Source organism: Nostoc sp. DedQUE09 (genome assembly GCF_034530915.1).
Classification (GTDB): Bacteria; Cyanobacteriota; Cyanobacteriia; order Cyanobacteriales; family Nostocaceae; genus Nostoc.
In genome coordinates, this window is sequence record NZ_JAVRCE010000042.1 from 1 (window position 1) to 17457 (window position 17457).

13 protein-coding genes are annotated in these 17457 nt (G+C 41.3%); 4 read left to right on the forward strand and 9 right to left on the reverse strand.

Annotated features, from left to right (window positions below):
- Positions 1-395: 395 nt before the first annotated feature.
- From purU to RMY27_RS23185, 5 genes are all read right to left on the reverse strand, one after another.
- Positions 396-1250, reverse strand: a complete 855-nt coding sequence (gene purU / locus RMY27_RS23165; protein ID WP_322667185.1) for a formyltetrahydrofolate deformylase — start codon at positions 1248-1250, stop codon at positions 396-398.
- Between the two features lie 96 nt (positions 1251-1346).
- Positions 1347-1973: a DUF4340 domain-containing protein gene (locus RMY27_RS23170; RefSeq protein ID WP_322667187.1), complete on the reverse strand. Its 627-nt coding sequence runs from the start codon at positions 1971-1973 to the stop codon at positions 1347-1349.
- A 91-nt stretch (positions 1974-2064) separates the two neighbouring features.
- On the reverse strand, positions 2065-3804 hold the full coding sequence (locus tag RMY27_RS23175) for a GldG family protein (RefSeq protein WP_322667189.1): 1740 nt from the start codon (positions 3802-3804) through the stop codon (positions 2065-2067).
- 200 nt (positions 3805-4004) lie between these two features.
- Complete coding sequence (locus RMY27_RS23180) at positions 4005-4817, reverse strand: ABC transporter permease (RefSeq protein WP_322667191.1); 813 nt, start codon at positions 4815-4817, stop codon at positions 4005-4007.
- The gene (locus RMY27_RS23185; RefSeq protein ID WP_322667193.1) at positions 4818-5825 is read right to left on the reverse strand and encodes an ABC transporter ATP-binding protein; all 1008 of its coding nucleotides are present in this window, start codon (positions 5823-5825) and stop codon (positions 4818-4820) included.
- 565 nt (positions 5826-6390) lie between these two features.
- On the opposite strand from RMY27_RS23185, the gene RMY27_RS23190 reads away from it, so the two are divergent.
- From RMY27_RS23190 to RMY27_RS23205, 4 genes are all read left to right on the forward strand, one after another.
- The gene (locus tag RMY27_RS23190) at positions 6391-8571 is read left to right on the forward strand and encodes a putative bifunctional diguanylate cyclase/phosphodiesterase (RefSeq protein WP_322667194.1); all 2181 of its coding nucleotides are present in this window, start codon (positions 6391-6393) and stop codon (positions 8569-8571) included.
- Between the two features lie 465 nt (positions 8572-9036).
- A complete protein-coding gene (locus RMY27_RS23195; protein WP_322667196.1) occupies positions 9037-14079 on the forward strand; it encodes a PAS domain S-box protein in 5043 nt (1680 codons plus the stop codon).
- A gap of 131 nt (positions 14080-14210) precedes the next feature.
- A complete protein-coding gene (locus tag RMY27_RS23200) occupies positions 14211-14378 on the forward strand; it encodes a hypothetical protein (protein ID WP_322667198.1) in 168 nt (55 codons plus the stop codon).
- A gap of 291 nt (positions 14379-14669) precedes the next feature.
- Complete coding sequence (locus tag RMY27_RS23205) at positions 14670-15152, forward strand: cupin domain-containing protein (RefSeq protein WP_322667200.1); 483 nt, start codon at positions 14670-14672, stop codon at positions 15150-15152.
- A gap of 386 nt (positions 15153-15538) precedes the next feature.
- On the opposite strand, the gene RMY27_RS23210 is transcribed toward RMY27_RS23205, so the two are convergent.
- The 4 genes from RMY27_RS23210 to RMY27_RS23225 all read right to left on the reverse strand — a co-directional run bounded on the left by RMY27_RS23210 (position 15539) and on the right by RMY27_RS23225 (position 17251).
- A complete protein-coding gene (locus tag RMY27_RS23210; RefSeq protein ID WP_322667202.1) occupies positions 15539-15784 on the reverse strand; it encodes a ChaB family protein in 246 nt (81 codons plus the stop codon).
- Positions 15785-15897: 113 nt separating this feature from the next.
- Positions 15898-16566 carry a DUF1345 domain-containing protein gene (locus RMY27_RS23215; protein ID WP_322667203.1) on the reverse strand — a complete coding sequence of 223 codons (669 nt, stop codon included), beginning with the start codon at positions 16564-16566 and terminating at the stop codon, positions 15898-15900.
- Positions 16556-16732 (reverse strand): hypothetical protein, encoded by a 177-nt coding sequence (locus RMY27_RS23220; RefSeq protein ID WP_322667205.1) that lies wholly within the window; start codon positions 16730-16732, stop codon positions 16556-16558. The genes RMY27_RS23215 and RMY27_RS23220 overlap by 11 nt, the downstream gene beginning before the upstream one ends.
- A gap of 129 nt (positions 16733-16861) precedes the next feature.
- Complete coding sequence (locus RMY27_RS23225) at positions 16862-17251, reverse strand: DUF1499 domain-containing protein (protein WP_322667207.1); 390 nt, start codon at positions 17249-17251, stop codon at positions 16862-16864.
- Between the last annotated feature and the right edge of the window lie 206 nt (positions 17252-17457).

Here is a 17457-nt window from a genome sequence, read left to right on the forward strand (position 1 = left end):
GGTGGAGTAAAACCCAGATTCTTGAACAACTTCAGACTTGTGTGTACACCGTAGAGGTTGGGAGAGGGGAGGTAAAGGATTAAATTCCCCTTCTCCCATTTTGGGGAGAAGGGGTTAGGGGATGAGGGCGATTGCTCCCGTCAGCTTTTCGCTTAAGTTGACACAGGTGGGCAATGCCATGCCCCTACAAGAAATCTGTATCAGGATTTTCGTGAATTGGTATAACACTATCCAATTTTTAGAGCGAATACGAAAATCAGATTCTTCCCCTTGTTACCGCGCTGGCTCTGCTTAAAAAGGGGGTCGCCCCAGGCAGGGGGAGCTTAATCCGAACCTATTGCGCCTACGCGAACTTTGTTTGTATAGCTACGAATTACATTCGTTTGGATACAAAATCATTCAAAGACTACTGTTCTATTTCCATATACTAAGACACGATTTTGTAAGTGCGATCGCACCGCTCTTGCTAATACAACTCTCTCTAAATCTTTGCCTTTTCTCACCAAATCATCAACTTCATCACGGTGACTAACTCGCACTACATCTTGTTCAATAATTGGGCCTGCATCTAAATCAGCAGTGGCATAATGAGCAGTTGCACCAATAATTTTGACCCCACGTTCAAAAGCTCGGTGATAAGGGTTTGCTCCGATAAAAGCTGGTAAAAAGGAATGATGTATATTAATAATTTGTGGAAATTGACTAATAAAATCTGCGCTAACAATTTGCATATATTTCGCCAATACAACTAAATCTATTTTGTATTGGCGGAGTAATTCTAGTTGTTGGGCTTCTGGTTCTGACTTATTATCTTTATTTATGGGAATATGCTGAAAGTCAATATTAAATTGTTCTGCTACTAGTTTTAAATTAGAATGATTACTAATAATTAAAGGAATTTCAGCAATAAATTCTTTGGCGCGTTGTCGCCAAATTAAATCAAATAGACAATGGTCTTGCCGACTAACCCAAATAGCAATGCGTGGGACTGTATCAGAAAAACGTAATTCCCACTTAGCGCCTAAAGGTTGTGCGATCGCATTAAATGCAGGGGCAATAAATTCTCGCGGTAAATTGAACCCATCTAGCTGCCATTCAATGCGTGTGAGGAATAACCCAGCAGCAAAATCTGTATGCTGATCTGCATGAATAATATTACCACCGTTAGAATAGATGAAATTGGCAAATTTAGCCACCAGTCCTCTTCGATCGGGGCAGGAAATCAGCAATGTTGCTGTCGGATTTGTCATAGTAACTTAGAAAAACTAGTGAGATTTGAAGTAGAGTAGCACAGATGTGCTAACCCATTGTGCGTTACCGAAACATACCACAGAAACCGTAATTGCTTATTTACTATTTGTCGGAGTTGGTAAAGGGGTGCTAAGTCCAGGTAGCTTCTGACTATTATCTACAGGTTGTTTCCACTCTGATAGTTCCCGATTGACGGCATTGGCAAAATCTGTAGATACTAACAGCACATTTATATTTCCATCAGGTTTCGTAGCAGGGTCAGCTTGAGCATACAAGAAACGACCGTTAAAGTTAGATTTACCCAAAAGCAACTGATGGCTTTGTCGGTTTTTTAGGGTGATATTAATAGTTGCTTGGGGTGGATCTAAGGCAAATTCTCCAAGCTCTTTTGCGGGAGTTGATAGAGTGCGATCGCTATTACCCTTGACTAACAAATCTGTTAAATAAGAAACAATAGCGTCATTTGCTGGGCCCGATAGCGGAGATTTGATTAGCCACTTAGGTTTACTAGAAGATTCAGGGTTACGTTCCAGATTCAGGGTGAGTTTTTTTGTCGTGACTGTTAAAGACTGCACATCATCTTCGGCAAAAGAGAAAATTTGCTGCTTTTGCTCTTTGGTTTCTTCTCGCACAGTCGCACCCCGAATTTCATAGAAGTAAACAAAACTGCCTAAACCTAGCGTTAGCAGTATCAAAATTAAAGTAGTTCTCGGCAATTTCATTTTTTAGTCATTTGTCATTTGTCATTTGTCATTGGTGAGGAGTTAATATTTATAACTCGAAACTCTTAACTCCTAACTCCTAACTCACTTTTTACCGTCGTTTCCACCAAATAATAACTGCGATCGCAAAACCAATTAAAGGTAAAACCAACAAAGACAACAATATTAAAAGATTGCTTTGGGTAGTAGTCAGGATTATTCGACGGTTTTTCGGTTCTTTGGGGCGAATAGAAAGGGGTTGCTGATCCTGTTGACTCAGCCAAGTAACTGAGTTGAGGAATACATCTCCATTTAGTTGCTGTTGAAACAAGCCATCAGTAGCGAAATTAGAATTTCCTAAAACTACTAACCGTGACTCGGCAGCTGTTTGAGATGAGGGAGTAGGGGGAGCGGGAGCAGGGGAGGCAGGGGGAGTGGGGGAAGTCTTGCTTTGAGTGGTTGGTGATGGTAGGGGTAACGCTTGCGGAGTCTTGGGAGAAGGGGAAGGAGTTGGGCTAGTCTTGCTTTGAGTGGTTGGTGATGGTAGAGGTGAAGGTGTGGGTGCAGGTTGGGGAGTGGAAGTAGATTTGGGTGTTGGTTTTCTTGTTAAGGCAACGCCCAAGGTTAGAGGCCCTTTCAGGTCTTTATCTGCATTAAACTCTAATTTTTCGCTTTGGAGATCGCTTTCTGCCCAACTGCTGGGGTAGGGTTTGGTTCGTAGCAATGGAGTAGCCTGAACACCAGGCACAGAGGTAATTTCCAGTGGTCGGGCAATTGGATAAAAAGAATTGCTGTTATCGAAATCTTTGGTAATCGGATGCTGTCCATATTCTGTGACTAAAGGCGCAGCAGGGCCAAGTCCCACGACGCTTTCGCCAGAGACATCGACTGCTAAACGATTATCCAGACGAACACCCCACTCTTGTAGCAAGCTGTTAAGTTTGGGATCGGTATTCGGATCAATCATCAGCAGTAAATTACCGCCGCGATTAAGATATTCTTGCAAAGCTTTGACTTCACCCTCAAACAATCCTCGCTTGGGGCCAGCCACTATCACTACAGCCGCATCTTGAGGAACTTTGGAAGTTTCTCCTAAATTCAACGGTGATGTTGTAAAGTTTTTATCGCCTAATCCCTGAACTGCTTGTGATATTGCATCTTTACCAGGCGAAAGTTGGCGTTCGCCATGACCTTGGAGTAAGTAAACTTTGGCTGTGGTTGAATTTGTTAGTTGTTGCAGGCGACTAGTTAATCTGATTTCTGACAATCGCTCATTTTGATTTACTGTTTGCACTAATTGCCGTTTATCGCCAGATTCTAGGTAAACTTCCCCGTAATCTTTGACGCCAAACTTTTGTGCAAGTCCTGGTCTAGCTTCGGGGTTGATGTACTCATATTTAAATTTTGAGCTTTGGCGCTGATAATTTTCTAGCAGTTCTCGGTCTTGGGGATTTTGGTTAACATCAAACACCCAGACTTTAACTGGCTGTGGTAAAACCCTTACTAATTCACGTGACTGGGGTGCAAGGGTAAATAATTGAGCCTCTGTTAAGTCTGCCCGCAAGTGGTAGCGAGTCCCCAAAAAGTTAATCAATCCTAAAATCGCTAATACTGCCAGAGTTGCCACAAGGGCATTAGTTCCTGCTTGGGTAGAACGGCGGTTCCACCAGTTACTCTGGTAGCTTTGCCATATTATCCCCAATCCACTAATCACAATTCCCGTAGTTAGAAATACTAATGGAATTAATCCCCACTGTTCAGAGACTAATCCAACTGTTAAGCCGACAGCAATTAGGAAAGGGCCTAACCAAAACAGATATTTCCACAGTTTCTTTTTTGCAAGTATTTTCATATTATTAGACTAAAGTGAGGAGTTAGGAGTTAGGAATTATGAGTTATAAGTTTGAACTCCTTACTCCTTGCTTTTTACTCATAACTTATATAACTACTACAGTACAGCGTAAATCAACCACCCATTGCAAATGGTCAAAGACTCTGCCCTATAAGCTTTTTGACTTTTGAATTTTGAATTTTGACTTCCGCCATGCGGTACTATTGCCTTTGAAAACGCAGTGCATCAATTGATTGAGCTGTGAGAAAGATGCCCAAAAAAATGTAACTGGCGAATAAAATTAAGCCGCTGGTATCAAAAATACCTTGAATGAAAGTGTTGTAATGTTTCAGCAACGACAGATAACCTAAAGCTTCGCCCACCGGGCCAGGGATAATTTTGGCGATTAAATCAATGAATAACAACAATAAAATTACTGCAAAGGTAAGAACAGCAGATAAAATTGTGCTGTCTGTTAATGAGGAAATAAACATTCCTAAAGATAAAATTGCCGCTGCTAGCAAGATTAATCCAAAATGACCCAACAAGGGAATTGAGAACGCCATTGGTGGATTTGATCCACTAATGGCGATCGCTTCAAACACTAGCATGGGTAAAACCATCGTGGTAAAAAATGTTAGCACGCCTAATAACTTACCCAAAGCTACCGCCCAATTGGTGATTGGTGAGGTGGCTAACAGTTCTAAAGTGCCCCGTTTACGTTCTTCGGCATAGAGTCCCATTGAGAGAATTGGCAGGGTAAACAACAATAGCCACCCCATACTATCCAAAAATCCCCGGATAAATTCATAGGGGACATCTATCGGCGGTAATGGCACTCCTAGTTGTTGCCCTTGTGCATCTATTGCCGCGACTCCTACCAAAATGCCATTTGGCCCTAGCAAAATCATCACGAAGAATAACCCCGCCATGAACCAAAATATACCTGCGATCGCATAAGCCAAAGGTGATACAAAATAACTCTGTAACTCTCGGCGATAAATGGCAATAATATTACTCAGTACTACACCCATTTACGCTGCTCCTTCTTTGTCTGCTGCTAAGTCTACATCAGGATCGAAATTCTTTTCTTCTGTGGTCAGTTGCAAGAACACGTCTTCTAAGGTAGCGTTAACTCGCTTCAGTTCATGTAAACCGAACCCTGCACGCACTAATGTTGTGGCAATATCCTTTCCTGGTTCTTTTCCCGGTTGCGATATCACCCGCAGATAAGCGCGATTTTCCTGGGATTGATGTCCGTGCATTCCGGCTGTGGGAATTGATTCTATCAAACTCACACCTGCAACTTTTTGCAATACCTGTTTCGCTAGGGCGGCTTCTCCTTCTATTTCCAATTCATACCCTGAGCCACCTGTCAACTGAGTCATCAGGTTTTCTGGTGTATTTGTTGCCACAACTTTACCGCGGTTGATGATGGCGACGCGGCTACAAGTCATGCTTACTTCTGGCAGAATGTGCGTGGAAAGAATAATTGTGTGAGTACCAGCGAGGCTTTTAATTAAATTCCGCACCTCAATTATTTGTCGTGGATCGAGTCCAACGGTGGGTTCATCCAAAATGATCGCTGGGGGATCGTGAACGATCGCTTGAGCAATTCCTACCCTTTGGCGGTATCCTTTGGAGAGTTTGCGAATAATTACTCGCCGCTTATCTTCTAAGTTGCAGCGTTCAATGGCGGCTGTCACCTTATTGGGGCGATCGCCTGCTGATACTCCCTTAATTTGGGCGACAAAATGCAAAAATCCTTCCACCGTCATGTCTGGATATAACGGCGGTGTTTCGGGTAAATAACCAATGCGTTGGCGCACAGCCAGGGAATTTTCATGGACATCATAACCAGCAATCCGGGCATTTCCATTGGTTGCCGGTAAATAACCAGCCAGAATCCGCATGGTTGTAGTTTTTCCAGCGCCATTGGGTCCCAACAGCCCTAAAATCTCCCCAGGCTCGACGCTAAAGGTGACATCAGTAATCGCTGGGGTAGAGCCGTATATTTTACTCAGATGTTCAACTTCAATCATCCGTATAGTGGCGATCGCAAATTATAGAATACCCAATCATCTTAAATCGCAATATTGAGTATGGGGGACTGGCACAAAGATTGGCTGACAATGGGTAAAGTTCCTGAAAAACCTCTTTAGGCACTTCCAAATAAAAAAACATTCCAATTTTTATTGTGGGATGGGTGTCCTCACTGGTTCCATAGTCGAGTTAACTAAGCAGGTATCCTGAAAGAAACTATAGCCTTTCTTAGTTGATTCCGATACAGACCTAACCCCCAGCCCCTTCCCTGCTAGCGTTGGGGAGTAAAATTCAAAGCCTTTCTCCTCTTAGGAGAGAGGTTTGGAGAGAGGTAAGAGTGTATTGCATACAAACGAAAAGCGCTATATTTCTCATTTCTCTTTTGAGCGCAGACAAGGGCGAGATTAGCCAGCCACTTGAACGCCGATTTATTCACCAGCTTGCAAATCGTTGGTGCATCTGTTAGTCATATTTCTTAGCAGCTAATCGGTATTGTTTGGGATGAAAATGTGGCGGATTAACTCAAATTTTGCCAAGGAGATTATGAGGTATGAGGTATGAGGCATGAGTGAACCCTTGAACGTCCTAATGGTTGAAGATTCAGAAATCGATGCCATGTTAGTTATCCGTGAACTGCGTCGCGGTGGTTTCGATCCCGCCTGGCAACGTGTCGAAACAGCCGAAGAGCTACACATAGCCCTCAATAGCCGTACCTGGGATGTGATAATTTCAGATTACCGATTGCCTGGATTCAATGCTCCTATGGCTTTGGAAGTAGCAAAGCAGAGTCAAAAAGATATTCCTTTCATTCTCGTTTCTGGCACAATCGGCGAAGTATCTGCTGTGGAAATGATGAAAGCAGGTGCTCATGATTATGTGATGAAAGACAATTTAAGTCGATTGCCAGTGGCGGTGCGTCGAGAACTTCGGGATACTCAGGTGCGGGCAGAGCGTCAACAAGCCCAAAATCTGTTACAAACATTAGCATCTAATATACCGGGAATAATTTATAGCTTTGTACATCATTTTGATGGTTCTATTGTCTTTGAATACATCAGTTTAGGCTGTCTGGATCTTCTAGAATTAACACCAGATCAAATTTTATCAGATGCCTCTCTGTGCTTTGCACAAATCCATATTGATGACCGTGCCGGATGTTATACGGCTGCCAAACAAAGCGCTCAAACTTTAAAACCATTCTCTTATGAATGGCGATTAGTTACACCCTCTGGGAAACTCAAATGGGTACAAGCAAGTGCGCGTTCGGAGTGTCGAGAAAACAAAGATATTGTCTGGCATGGTGTTTTATTAGATGTAAGCGATCGCAAACAAGCACAAGAAATGATTATTCACAATGCCTTACACGATCCGTTGACAGATTTACCGAATCGGACGCTTTTAGTAGAACGGCTAGAATTATCGATTAACCGAGCCAAACGAATAGAAACCTATCGTTACGCCGTCTTATTTCTCGATCTAGATCGGTTCAAAGTGATCAATGATAGCTTAGGACATTTAGCTGGAGATCAACTACTTAAAAGCATTGCTCAGAAGCTAAAAACTCATTTACGAGAGGTTGATTTAGTCGCTCGAATCGGTGGTGATGAATTCGTAATTCTCCTGGAAGATATTTCTAGTATTGAAAAAGCTATTCAAATTACTGAGCGGATTATAAAAGATTTTCAAATACCATTGATACTTAATGATTCGGAAGTGGTTATCAGTACGAGCATCGGTATTGTCTTAGGAACAAAGAACTATTCTCACGCCTCCGATTTACTCCGAGATGCCGATATTGCCATGTATAGAGCTAAATCCCAAGATAGAAGTTCGTACAAAATTTTTGATATAGAAATGCACACTCAAGCCGTAAATCGGCTAACTCTAGAAACGGATATCCGTAAAGCTCTCGAACGAGAAGAGTTTGTTATATACTATCAGCCGATTGTTGACATACTTGGCGATGCCTCCGGCGGACTAGGCCAACACGTTAGTAGAGAATTGCAGTTGCAAGGAGTTCGGCTGATTGGATTTGAGGCATTAGTACGCTGGCAACACCCAACTCGCGGGTTGATTTTGCCGGGGGAATTTATTCCTGTTGCCGAAGAAACAGGGCTAATTGTGCAAATCGATCGCTGGATGTTCTACAAAGCTTGTCAACAACTGGCGAACTGGAAAACCAAGTTTGCTAGTCACTTCCCGCTCAAGATGAGTATTAATCTCTCTGCTCAAGATATTCGCCAAGCTAGCTTAATTGATGACATCGATCAAACACTTGCTCAAACAGGTTTAGAAGGCGATTCCATAGCCTTAGAAATTACCGAGAGTATGTTAATTGACAATATCAGTCAAACAATTGATTTATTAACCCAATTAAAAGATAGAAAAATTCAAATCAGCATTGATGACTTTGGTAGCGGTTATTCATCGCTTAATTATCTCCATCGTTTACCTGCTGATAATTTGAAGATCGATCGCTCCTTTGTAAGTCAGATGCAGGAAGGGAACCGTAATTATCAGGTTGTTAGTACTATTATTGCTTTGAGCAATCAACTCGGATTAGCCGTTATTGCAGAAGGTATTGAAACACCACAACAACTTCAATGGTTACAAGAACTTGGATGCGAATTTGGCCAAGGTTATGTCTTCTCTAAACCTCTAAGACATGAGACAGCAGAAGTACTTATAGCAAGTCAAACTATGTATTTATCTTCTGGTGAGGACGGTAACAGATGCACTAATTAAAAAAGCAGAAAAAGCTCTTGGCAAAGTCAAACTATGAGTAGGCGATCGCGTCGTTATTATATTTAGTAATTAAGTAGATATACTAGCGATATCAATAATTTACTTATTCATGAAAATTTAAATCTTCATGGCAACCAAATAAATAGTAGTATGGCAGTTAATCACCGACAACCAATATTTTCTATTTATCTCTATCCTGAACCAGATATTATTCTATAATTTTTATTATAAATTAGTTGTGTATTTGTATCTAGTATTTTAGATTAGCACAACAGTGCCATTTATCTCGATGGAGCGAGCTAAAAATTTCCTTGGTATATCAGATAGTTAACAAATAAACCTCTAGCAAAAGAGGTTTTCATAACTCAGCAAAAATCTATCTGGAGATAAGTTACTAAAATTTACAAACTAGCTTAGGGTATATACAGCCTCTGCAATGAGTATTGGTTTTTCCAAGAGCTTTTCATGCCCCATATTCATTATTCTCAGTTACTGCGTTATGGCATCGTTGTATTACTTGTCGCACTTGCACTAGTGCTAATGTTGATGCTAGACCCCTGGTTAAACATGAGTGGAACTCCTTTCCTGCTGTTTTTTAGCGCTGTAATGTTGAGTGCTTGGTATGGTGGTTTGAAATCAGGATTGTTAGCAACTTTTTTGTCGGCGTTACTGGGCAATTACTTCTTTCTCCCCCCAGCTTATGAGCTGAGTTTTGACTTATCTAATTCTGTGCGAATTGGGTTGTTTGCATTACAAGGATTGCTTTTTAGTATCTTATGTGAGGCATTAAAAACTGCGAAAATACGAGCTGATGGAAATCTGCAACAGCTGAGAGTTAGTGAAGAAAGATTTCAATTAGCGTTAAGTAGTTCAGATATCTTGGTTTTTCAGCAGGATCGTGATTTGCGATATCAATGGATTCATAATCCTCAAGGTCTAAAAACTGCTGAGGAAATGTTAGGTAAGTCTGATGATGAATTATTCCCAGCCTCAGTAGCAGAGCAATTGCAGGCAATTAAGCTAAAAGTAATAGAGACTGGTGTTGCAACCCGTGAAGAAATTTATCTAACAATTGGTGGAGAAGACCGTTACTACGATTTGCTAATTGAACCACTAAGGGATGCAGACAATAGCATTTCAGGTATCACCTGTGCAGGTGTAAATATTACTGACTGCAAGCAGACAGAATTAGAAAAAGCCAGGTTGCACCAGGAACTTCAGCAAGCTATTGGGCAAAAAGACGAATCTTTGGCGTTAGTCTATGCCTGGCTTACTAGTTCACCAGTGGCGCTGGCTTTTCTTGATACTGAACTTCGCTACGTTTATGCTAATGAAGCGCTAGCTGCTATTAACGGTGTACCGCAAACTCAACATATTGGTCGCACCTTTAGGGAAGTATTACCAGAATGGGCAGCGCAAATTGAGCCTATTTTTGAGCAAGTTATGAAAACTAGGCAGCCCTTACTCAACCAAGAAGTGAGCGGTGAAACCTATCCGCCTGGGGTATATCGTTATAGTCTTGTCAGCTATTATCCGGTTTGTTTGCCGGATGGGCAGTTGTTGGGAGTGGGCATTAGTTCAATTGATATTACTCAACTGAAACAAACTGAACAAGCATTACGGGAAAGCGAAGCTAAGTTTCGTAGTGTGGTTGATTCCAATATGATTGGTATTGGCTTCTGGAGTAAAGACGGGGGGATTACAGATGCTAACGATGCCTTGCTGAATATGGTGGGTTATACCCGTGAAGAATTACTTGCCGGCAGATTTCGTTGGCAAGACCTAACTCCTACAGAGTACGTGCAACTCGATAAGGAAGCAATAACTCAATTTCAAGACAGGTCTTTTTGCACGCCATATCAAAAGGAATATATCCGTAAAGACGGCTCACGCTTCCCGATTTTGATAGGTGGTAGCCATTTTGAAGGGACTGTAGATCGAGGAGCTTTTTTTGTTCTCGATATTACAGAGCGTAAGCAGGCTGAGGAAAGACTCCGCTATATCGCCCAAATTAGTAGTTTACTCTCTACTTCGCTAGATTATGAACAAATCTTAGAAGAGATCGCTAAAATCTCAGTTCCCCAGCTTGCTGATTGGTGTAGCGTCGATATCTTAAATGAAGATGGTTCCATTCGCCGCCTACCTATTGTCCATACAGACCCATCGAAAGCGGAGTTGGCGCGTAAACTTCAGGAGTATGCAACAGATTACAAAGGTGCAAGTGCAATTACAAAAGTACTGCAAACCGGGCAAAGCGAATTAATCTCAGAGGTATCTGATTCCCTATTAGTGGCAAGTACTCAAAATCAGGAACACTTAGAACTTGTTCGGCAATTGGGGATGAAGTCTGTGATGATTGTGCCGTTAATCGCAAAAGGGCGAGTACTTGGTGCTATCAGCTTTGTCACCGCAGAATCAAACCGTCGCTACGATCGCACTGACCTAACTTTAGCAACAGATATTACCCATCGTGCGGCCTTAGCAGTGGAAAATGCCCAACTTGATCGCGACATCCACCAGGCTTTAGTCGATTATGCCGAATCTCTATCTCTTTTAGATGCACTGCTCGGAGCGGCTCCGGTTGCTGTATGCTTTTTGGATCGAGAACTGCGATATATCCGCATTAATCAAGTTTTCGCTGACATTAACGGTTTAGCTATAGAAGAACATCTAGGACGCAAATTTAGAGAAGTGTTGCCAGCAATGGCGGCTGACTTAGAGCCACAGTTACAGCGCGTGTTAGATACTGGAGAACCCCTGCTGAATATGGAAATCAGGGGTGAGACAAGGGAGCAACCCGAACGTTACGGTTACTGGCTGGGCAACTATTACCCAGTTCGGAACACAATGGGTGAAACGGTAGGAATTGGCATTATTTTGGCAGATGTGACAGCAGCAAAGCAAACAGAAGTTGCTTTACGAGAAAGCGAAGAAAGGTTTCGGGCAATGTTCAATCAGGCCGCTGTTGGTATTACTCTAGTGGGGTTGGATGGAAGATTTCTGCAAATTAATCCTGCCCTATGCGAAATTACTGGGTATAGCCATGAAGAGTTAATTAAAATGAACTTTCAAGAAATTACCCACCCTGACGACTTAGAAGTTGATTGGGAAAATGCTCGGCGAGTTTTAGCAAAAGAAATTAGTGGTTATTCCCTAGAAAAGCGCTACATCCGCAAAGATGGTTCCATAGTTTGGGTAAACCTAACTTCATCAGCAGTTTGGAATGCGAAGGGACAACCAATGTATGCATTAGGGATTATTGAAGATATTAGTCATCGCAGACGAATTGAAGCCACACAAAACTTTTTAGTCGAAGCCAGCACCTTACTAGCTGCCTCATTAGATTATGAAACCACCTTGGAAAATGTGGCAAATCTAGCAGTTCCAACTTTAGCCGATTTGTGCATTGTAGATGTCTTCCAAGAAGATTGGTCAAGTAAACAAATTGCGATCGCAATTGCCGATCCCACAAAACTAAATATCTTAGACGAAATCCGGCTGCGTTATCGACCCAAAACCAAAGCCAAACAGCTTGTACGGCAGCTAAGGCTAGGAATCTCCGTCTTTTATCCCGAATTATCTAACTCACATCTTCTACAGATGTCTGAAGACAACGAACATCTGCAATTGCTGCAAAGTCTGGGTATTCGTTCTCTGATGGTGATTCCAGTTCGTTCCCGCGGGCAATTATTTGGAGCCATCTCTTTTTTTACCGCCGAATCTGGTCGGTACTATCAACAAACAGACTTGGCTTTAGCAGAAGATATTGCTCGGCGGGCGGCGATAGCCATTGACAACGCCAGACTCTACCAGGAAACTCAACGGTCTGTCAATCGTACAGTACTTTTACAAAAAATAACTGCTGCCTTCTCGGAAGCCTTAACTCCCCAACAGGTGGCTGATGTAGTGGTAAACCAAGGCATTGCCGCCTTGGAAGCTACTGGTGGTTCTGTTGTCTTACTTACTGAAGGAAATACTACCCTAAAAGTTGTGCAAGCAATTGGCTATCCGCAAACGCTCATAAATACTTCGACAAGTTTTCCGATCACAGCATCTAACCAAATAGCAGAAACAGTCAGAACTGGGCAGCCGATTTTTTTAGAAAATTTAGCAGCCATGATTGCTAGATATCCCGAATTAGCAGATGTTGTGACTGTTATCGCGAATAATGCCTGGGCTTCCATTCCCTTGATAGTAGAAGGTAAAGTAATTGGGGCTTTGGGATTAAGCTTTACTCCTCTTCAAAAATTTAACGAAGAAGACCGGGGATTTATGTTGACACTGGGACAACAGTGTGCGCAAGCCATCGCCCGCGCTCAACTTTACGAAGCCGAAAAGACAGCCAGGGCACAAGCCGAGACAGCCAACCGGATTAAAGATGAATTTCTTGCTGTGCTTTCCCACGAACTCCGAACTCCCTTGAATCCGATTTTAGGGTGGGCAAAGCTACTTAGAACTCGCAAGTTCGACGAAGCTACTAAAATCCGAGCATTGGAAACTATCGAGCGGAATGCCAAGTTACAAACCCAATTGATTGGAGATTTACTTGATGTTTCGCGGATTTTGCAAGGTAAGGTTAGGTTAAATCTCCATGCAGTGGATTTGAAAATAGCGATCGCAGCTGCCCTAGAAACGGTGCGTTTAGCAGCAGAAGCCAAATCGATTCAACTTCAAATCATCTTAAGTAATGATATCGGCAAAGTTCTCGGCGATGGCGATCGCTTGCAACAAGTGATGTGGAATCTCCTCTCCAATGCTGTTAAATTCACACCCACAGATGGACTTGTAGAAGTGCGTCTAGAACAAGTTGGTTTAGATGCCCAAATCCAGGTAATTGATACAGGTAAAGGAATTAACCCAGAATTTTTGCCCTACGTCTTTGATTACTTCCGACAAGCAGATGCTAAGACAACCAGAGTTTTTGGTGGGTTGGGATTGGGACTGGCAATTGTGCGCCATCTAGTAGAACTTCATGGTGGCACAGTTCAGGCAGAGAGTCTGGGAGAAGGACAAGGAGCTACCTTCACAGTCAAACTACCTTTGCTGAAAAATTCTGAGTTGCGAGTTAGCAGTAGTGAGGCTTCTCAAGCAGAACTCAGTACTGAGGAGACATTACTTGCTGGAGTGCAAATCCTGCTTGTGGACGATCAAGCCGATGTGCGAGAATTTTTTAGCTTTGCGCTGGAACAATATGGCGCGACAGTTACGGCAGTTGAATCAGCAGATGAAGCGCTGCAAACATTGGTGCAATTAAAGCCAGATATCCTCTTAAGCGATATTGGAATGCCCTTCATGGATGGCTATATGTTGCTGGGCGAAGTGAGAAAATTACTGCCAGAGCAAGGCGGACAAATTCCGGCGATCGCTTTGACTGCTTATGCAGGAGAAATTAACTACAACCAAGCAATGGCAGCAGGATTTCAAAAGCATCTACCTAAACCCGTCGATCCTGTAGATTTAGCCGCAGCGATCGTTAGTCTCATTGGCAACACTTCATCTTCAGAGTAAATAAACTCTTAAATTTCTCTTTTTTCTTTTACAAATTAAATATGTATTTTTTATTTTTCTTCAGAAATTTGCCGTTTGCAAATTGATGTTATAAATTAGTGCTCAGATTTTAACCAGAGATTTATTTACCAATGAAAACCCAACAGTTCAGTTCAACAACCTTAGAAAATAGACCTACCAAGACTAAAAAACAGTCTTTTCCTGGTAGGAGTATTGGTACTCCTAAAGTACCATTTCGTAAATGCCATAAAATAGTACAACAACATGAGTTACTTAGTGACTGGGAACACGCGAGTTAACTTAGTAACGTACTATATGATCTAAGCTGATGTACTACTCTCGGTATCCAGTCAGACCTTAACTGATACAAATTTTCTGTGAAGTTACACTTAATAACGAGGTGATGATAATATAATCCCATCCACAAATAGAAGCGTAGTTTACCGCCGTAGGTCTTACCCTGAGACTGTCGAGGGGCATCGCTCCTGCTAAGATGGAACCCTTGAACCTGTTTTAACTTCCGTCTTAATTCATCTTTAGGCCCCTCCCTTATTCACCATCAAATTTTCTTAGCACCTTGGTATCAAGAAATGGAAAAGTATTTAGTCACCAAAGAAGAGATTGAGTCTTATGAAGGACTAAAAAAAACACATTTTCTCAACTCCAATGCTCGCAGACTAAATAAGTCTTTAGGGGATTTGACAGGTTTAAAAAATATCGGTTTCCACATCATTGAAGTAGAGCCTGGACGTGAATCAACGGAGCTTCATATGCACTATCACGAAGAAGAGTGCGTATACGTTCTTGAGGGAGAAGCTGAGGCAACAATTGGAGAAAGCGTTTATCCAGTTAAAGCAGGAGATTTTATTGGATATCGCGCTGGTGGTAAGCCGCACAACCTGAAAAACACGGGCAATTCTATATTCAAATGTATAGTAGTTGGTCAAAGGCTAGACCATGATATCGGTGATTATCCAAATTTGCAGAAGCGTATATATAGGAGCAAAGGTTTAAAGTGGAATCTGGTCGATATGGAAAATATAACTGAACCAGTAGCAGGTAAGAAGGCATAACAGGTAGAATGCATTTTCTCATGATTTCTTTGGTTCTATTGCCATGAGCCAACAATGTGAGTATTCTCCTTCATGCAGTTCATTTGCAGGCAATAGTTTTACTTTCACAAAATCACATTTTTCATAGCAGTGGATAGCACGATAATTGTCAACGTGCAGAACTATGACAATTTTATGAGCCGAATAGATATTTAGCCTTAACTGAACCGTATTGGTCTATATATAATATTTTTGATAGCAACTAATATAAGTTATGAAAAATATCTATCTTCTGACATAAATTGTGAAAAAAAGGGAAATTTCATTTCTGCTTTCTAAGAATGAAATTCCCCTTATACCCTTATAAGACCCTTAAAATCAGATATTTATCTACAGGTGAAATTTACTTAGTTTCCGCCAGATACAACAGCTTTATTATGTATTGCAGTATCTTCGGGCTTTCTCTGCCATTTGCCATCACTGCCTGGTTCGTATTCATTTTTTACACTATTCCAAGCAATCTCAAGCGCACCCTCTTGACTCAAAGCATCACTTTCAGCAGCATTAAATGCCGCAAGGAAAATTTGTTGTGCGTGTTCAGGCAGTTGTCCTTTGATTTCTTCAGATAATTCATCTATTTTGTTATAAGGCATGAACTCACTCCAATTATCTCAACTTAAATTCATCCTAAAGAACTGGTAATCTAATTTCCTCTTTCTCTAAGTAGAGAACTAAATAATCATACTTTTGGCTGAGTCAACAATTTTTAAATCAGCGATGCAATAATATTAATACTCATAGCTAAAATTGTGGTATTGAAAAAGAAGGATAATATGCCATGTAACAGAGTCAAGCGCCTCATATCGGGTGATGTTGTTTGCACATCTGAAACTTGACTAGTCATGCCGACTACAAATGAATAATATAAAAACTCCCAGTAGTCTGGATAGTCATTATGAGGAAAATCTAAACCTCCGGTGATTTCTTGACTATGATTACGATTAATATATTTGTAATAGCTGTGTGCATATTGCACTGCAAACATCGTATGTACTAGTAACCAGGAACCAACAATAGTCATAATTGAAAGTATGACATGTAGGGCCAGTAGAATTGTTGACAATTCTTTTTTATCAGTTAATAAAAACCCAATGGCTAAAACACTGGCACAAGCCGCAGCAATCACCAACATGAATATAGCCAAATGTCCTTCATATTCACTCTCAGCATAACGGCGAATTTTTTGTGGGTTAGCCTTAATCATTTTCCACCAGGTTATAACTAAGAAAAAGTCAATACCAGAGTTCCAAGCGCAGAGAATGCGATTAGGTAAGTGCAGAGAATGCGGCAGGATTACTGAAACTAATACAGCGATTCCGATAGCAACAATTAGTCGGGGTCGGGAGTCAAAGTTTTTAAATAAATTAAGTTTCACAAATATTGCGATCGCAGAGTTTAACTAATTCGTAATACTCGCTAAAAGCGAGAAGCAAGCTACGTAATTTTCGGTGAAATACCACACCATATAGCAAAATTGTCATTCCAGATTTGGCTGGGGTCTGAATCCACATAATGTAGATGGACAAAATATTTACAACCATTACACACTCAGTGAATCAATCCAATACTCTGCGAATGTCTCACTTGTAATGAAATTGTGTAATTAATTTTGCCCAAATACTTACTTATCTTTCCAGTCTTTAATCTCCAATCTTTAGTTCAATTAAAAATTATTTGAACTTAGCTCTAATCGTCTCTATTCGTTTACGATTAACACCCAAATCGCTTTGACCTAGACGTGAAGCTGAACGCACATGGATAAGATTTGCAGCCCGGTCTAGATAGAATTCTACATCATCCACAAATCCCAGTAAAGCACTTTTAAATTCTGCATATAAATAATCTTGACTTTCAGTAATGATTTTGGTTCTTGGTAAAGACTCAATAATCTGTTTAAGATTAGTAATCGCTTCTTCTGGAGTAGAAGTAAAAGTCAGTGGTGCAATTTGATGAGATGCATCTGTACTCTGACTAGAAACGCAGTTAGGGGAATTAGGGCAGGATGCTAATTTACCGTTGCTAATACCTAAATTATTTGGTCGTTTGCCAGCAAAAACCATAATTATGTCTCCAAGTGAGTGAATAAATATACTCTCACACATTTGTTTGAATCACTGTAAGACTTTGCTGTAATCGCATCTTTTGGCAAATGACAGATCCACTAAAACATCGTTAATGCGATCGCTCTTCATGACTCATATTTGATATCATGTTCGCTTGATTACTTATTAAATCCGAAGAACCCAACCCCGCCAAAGCTACGCTT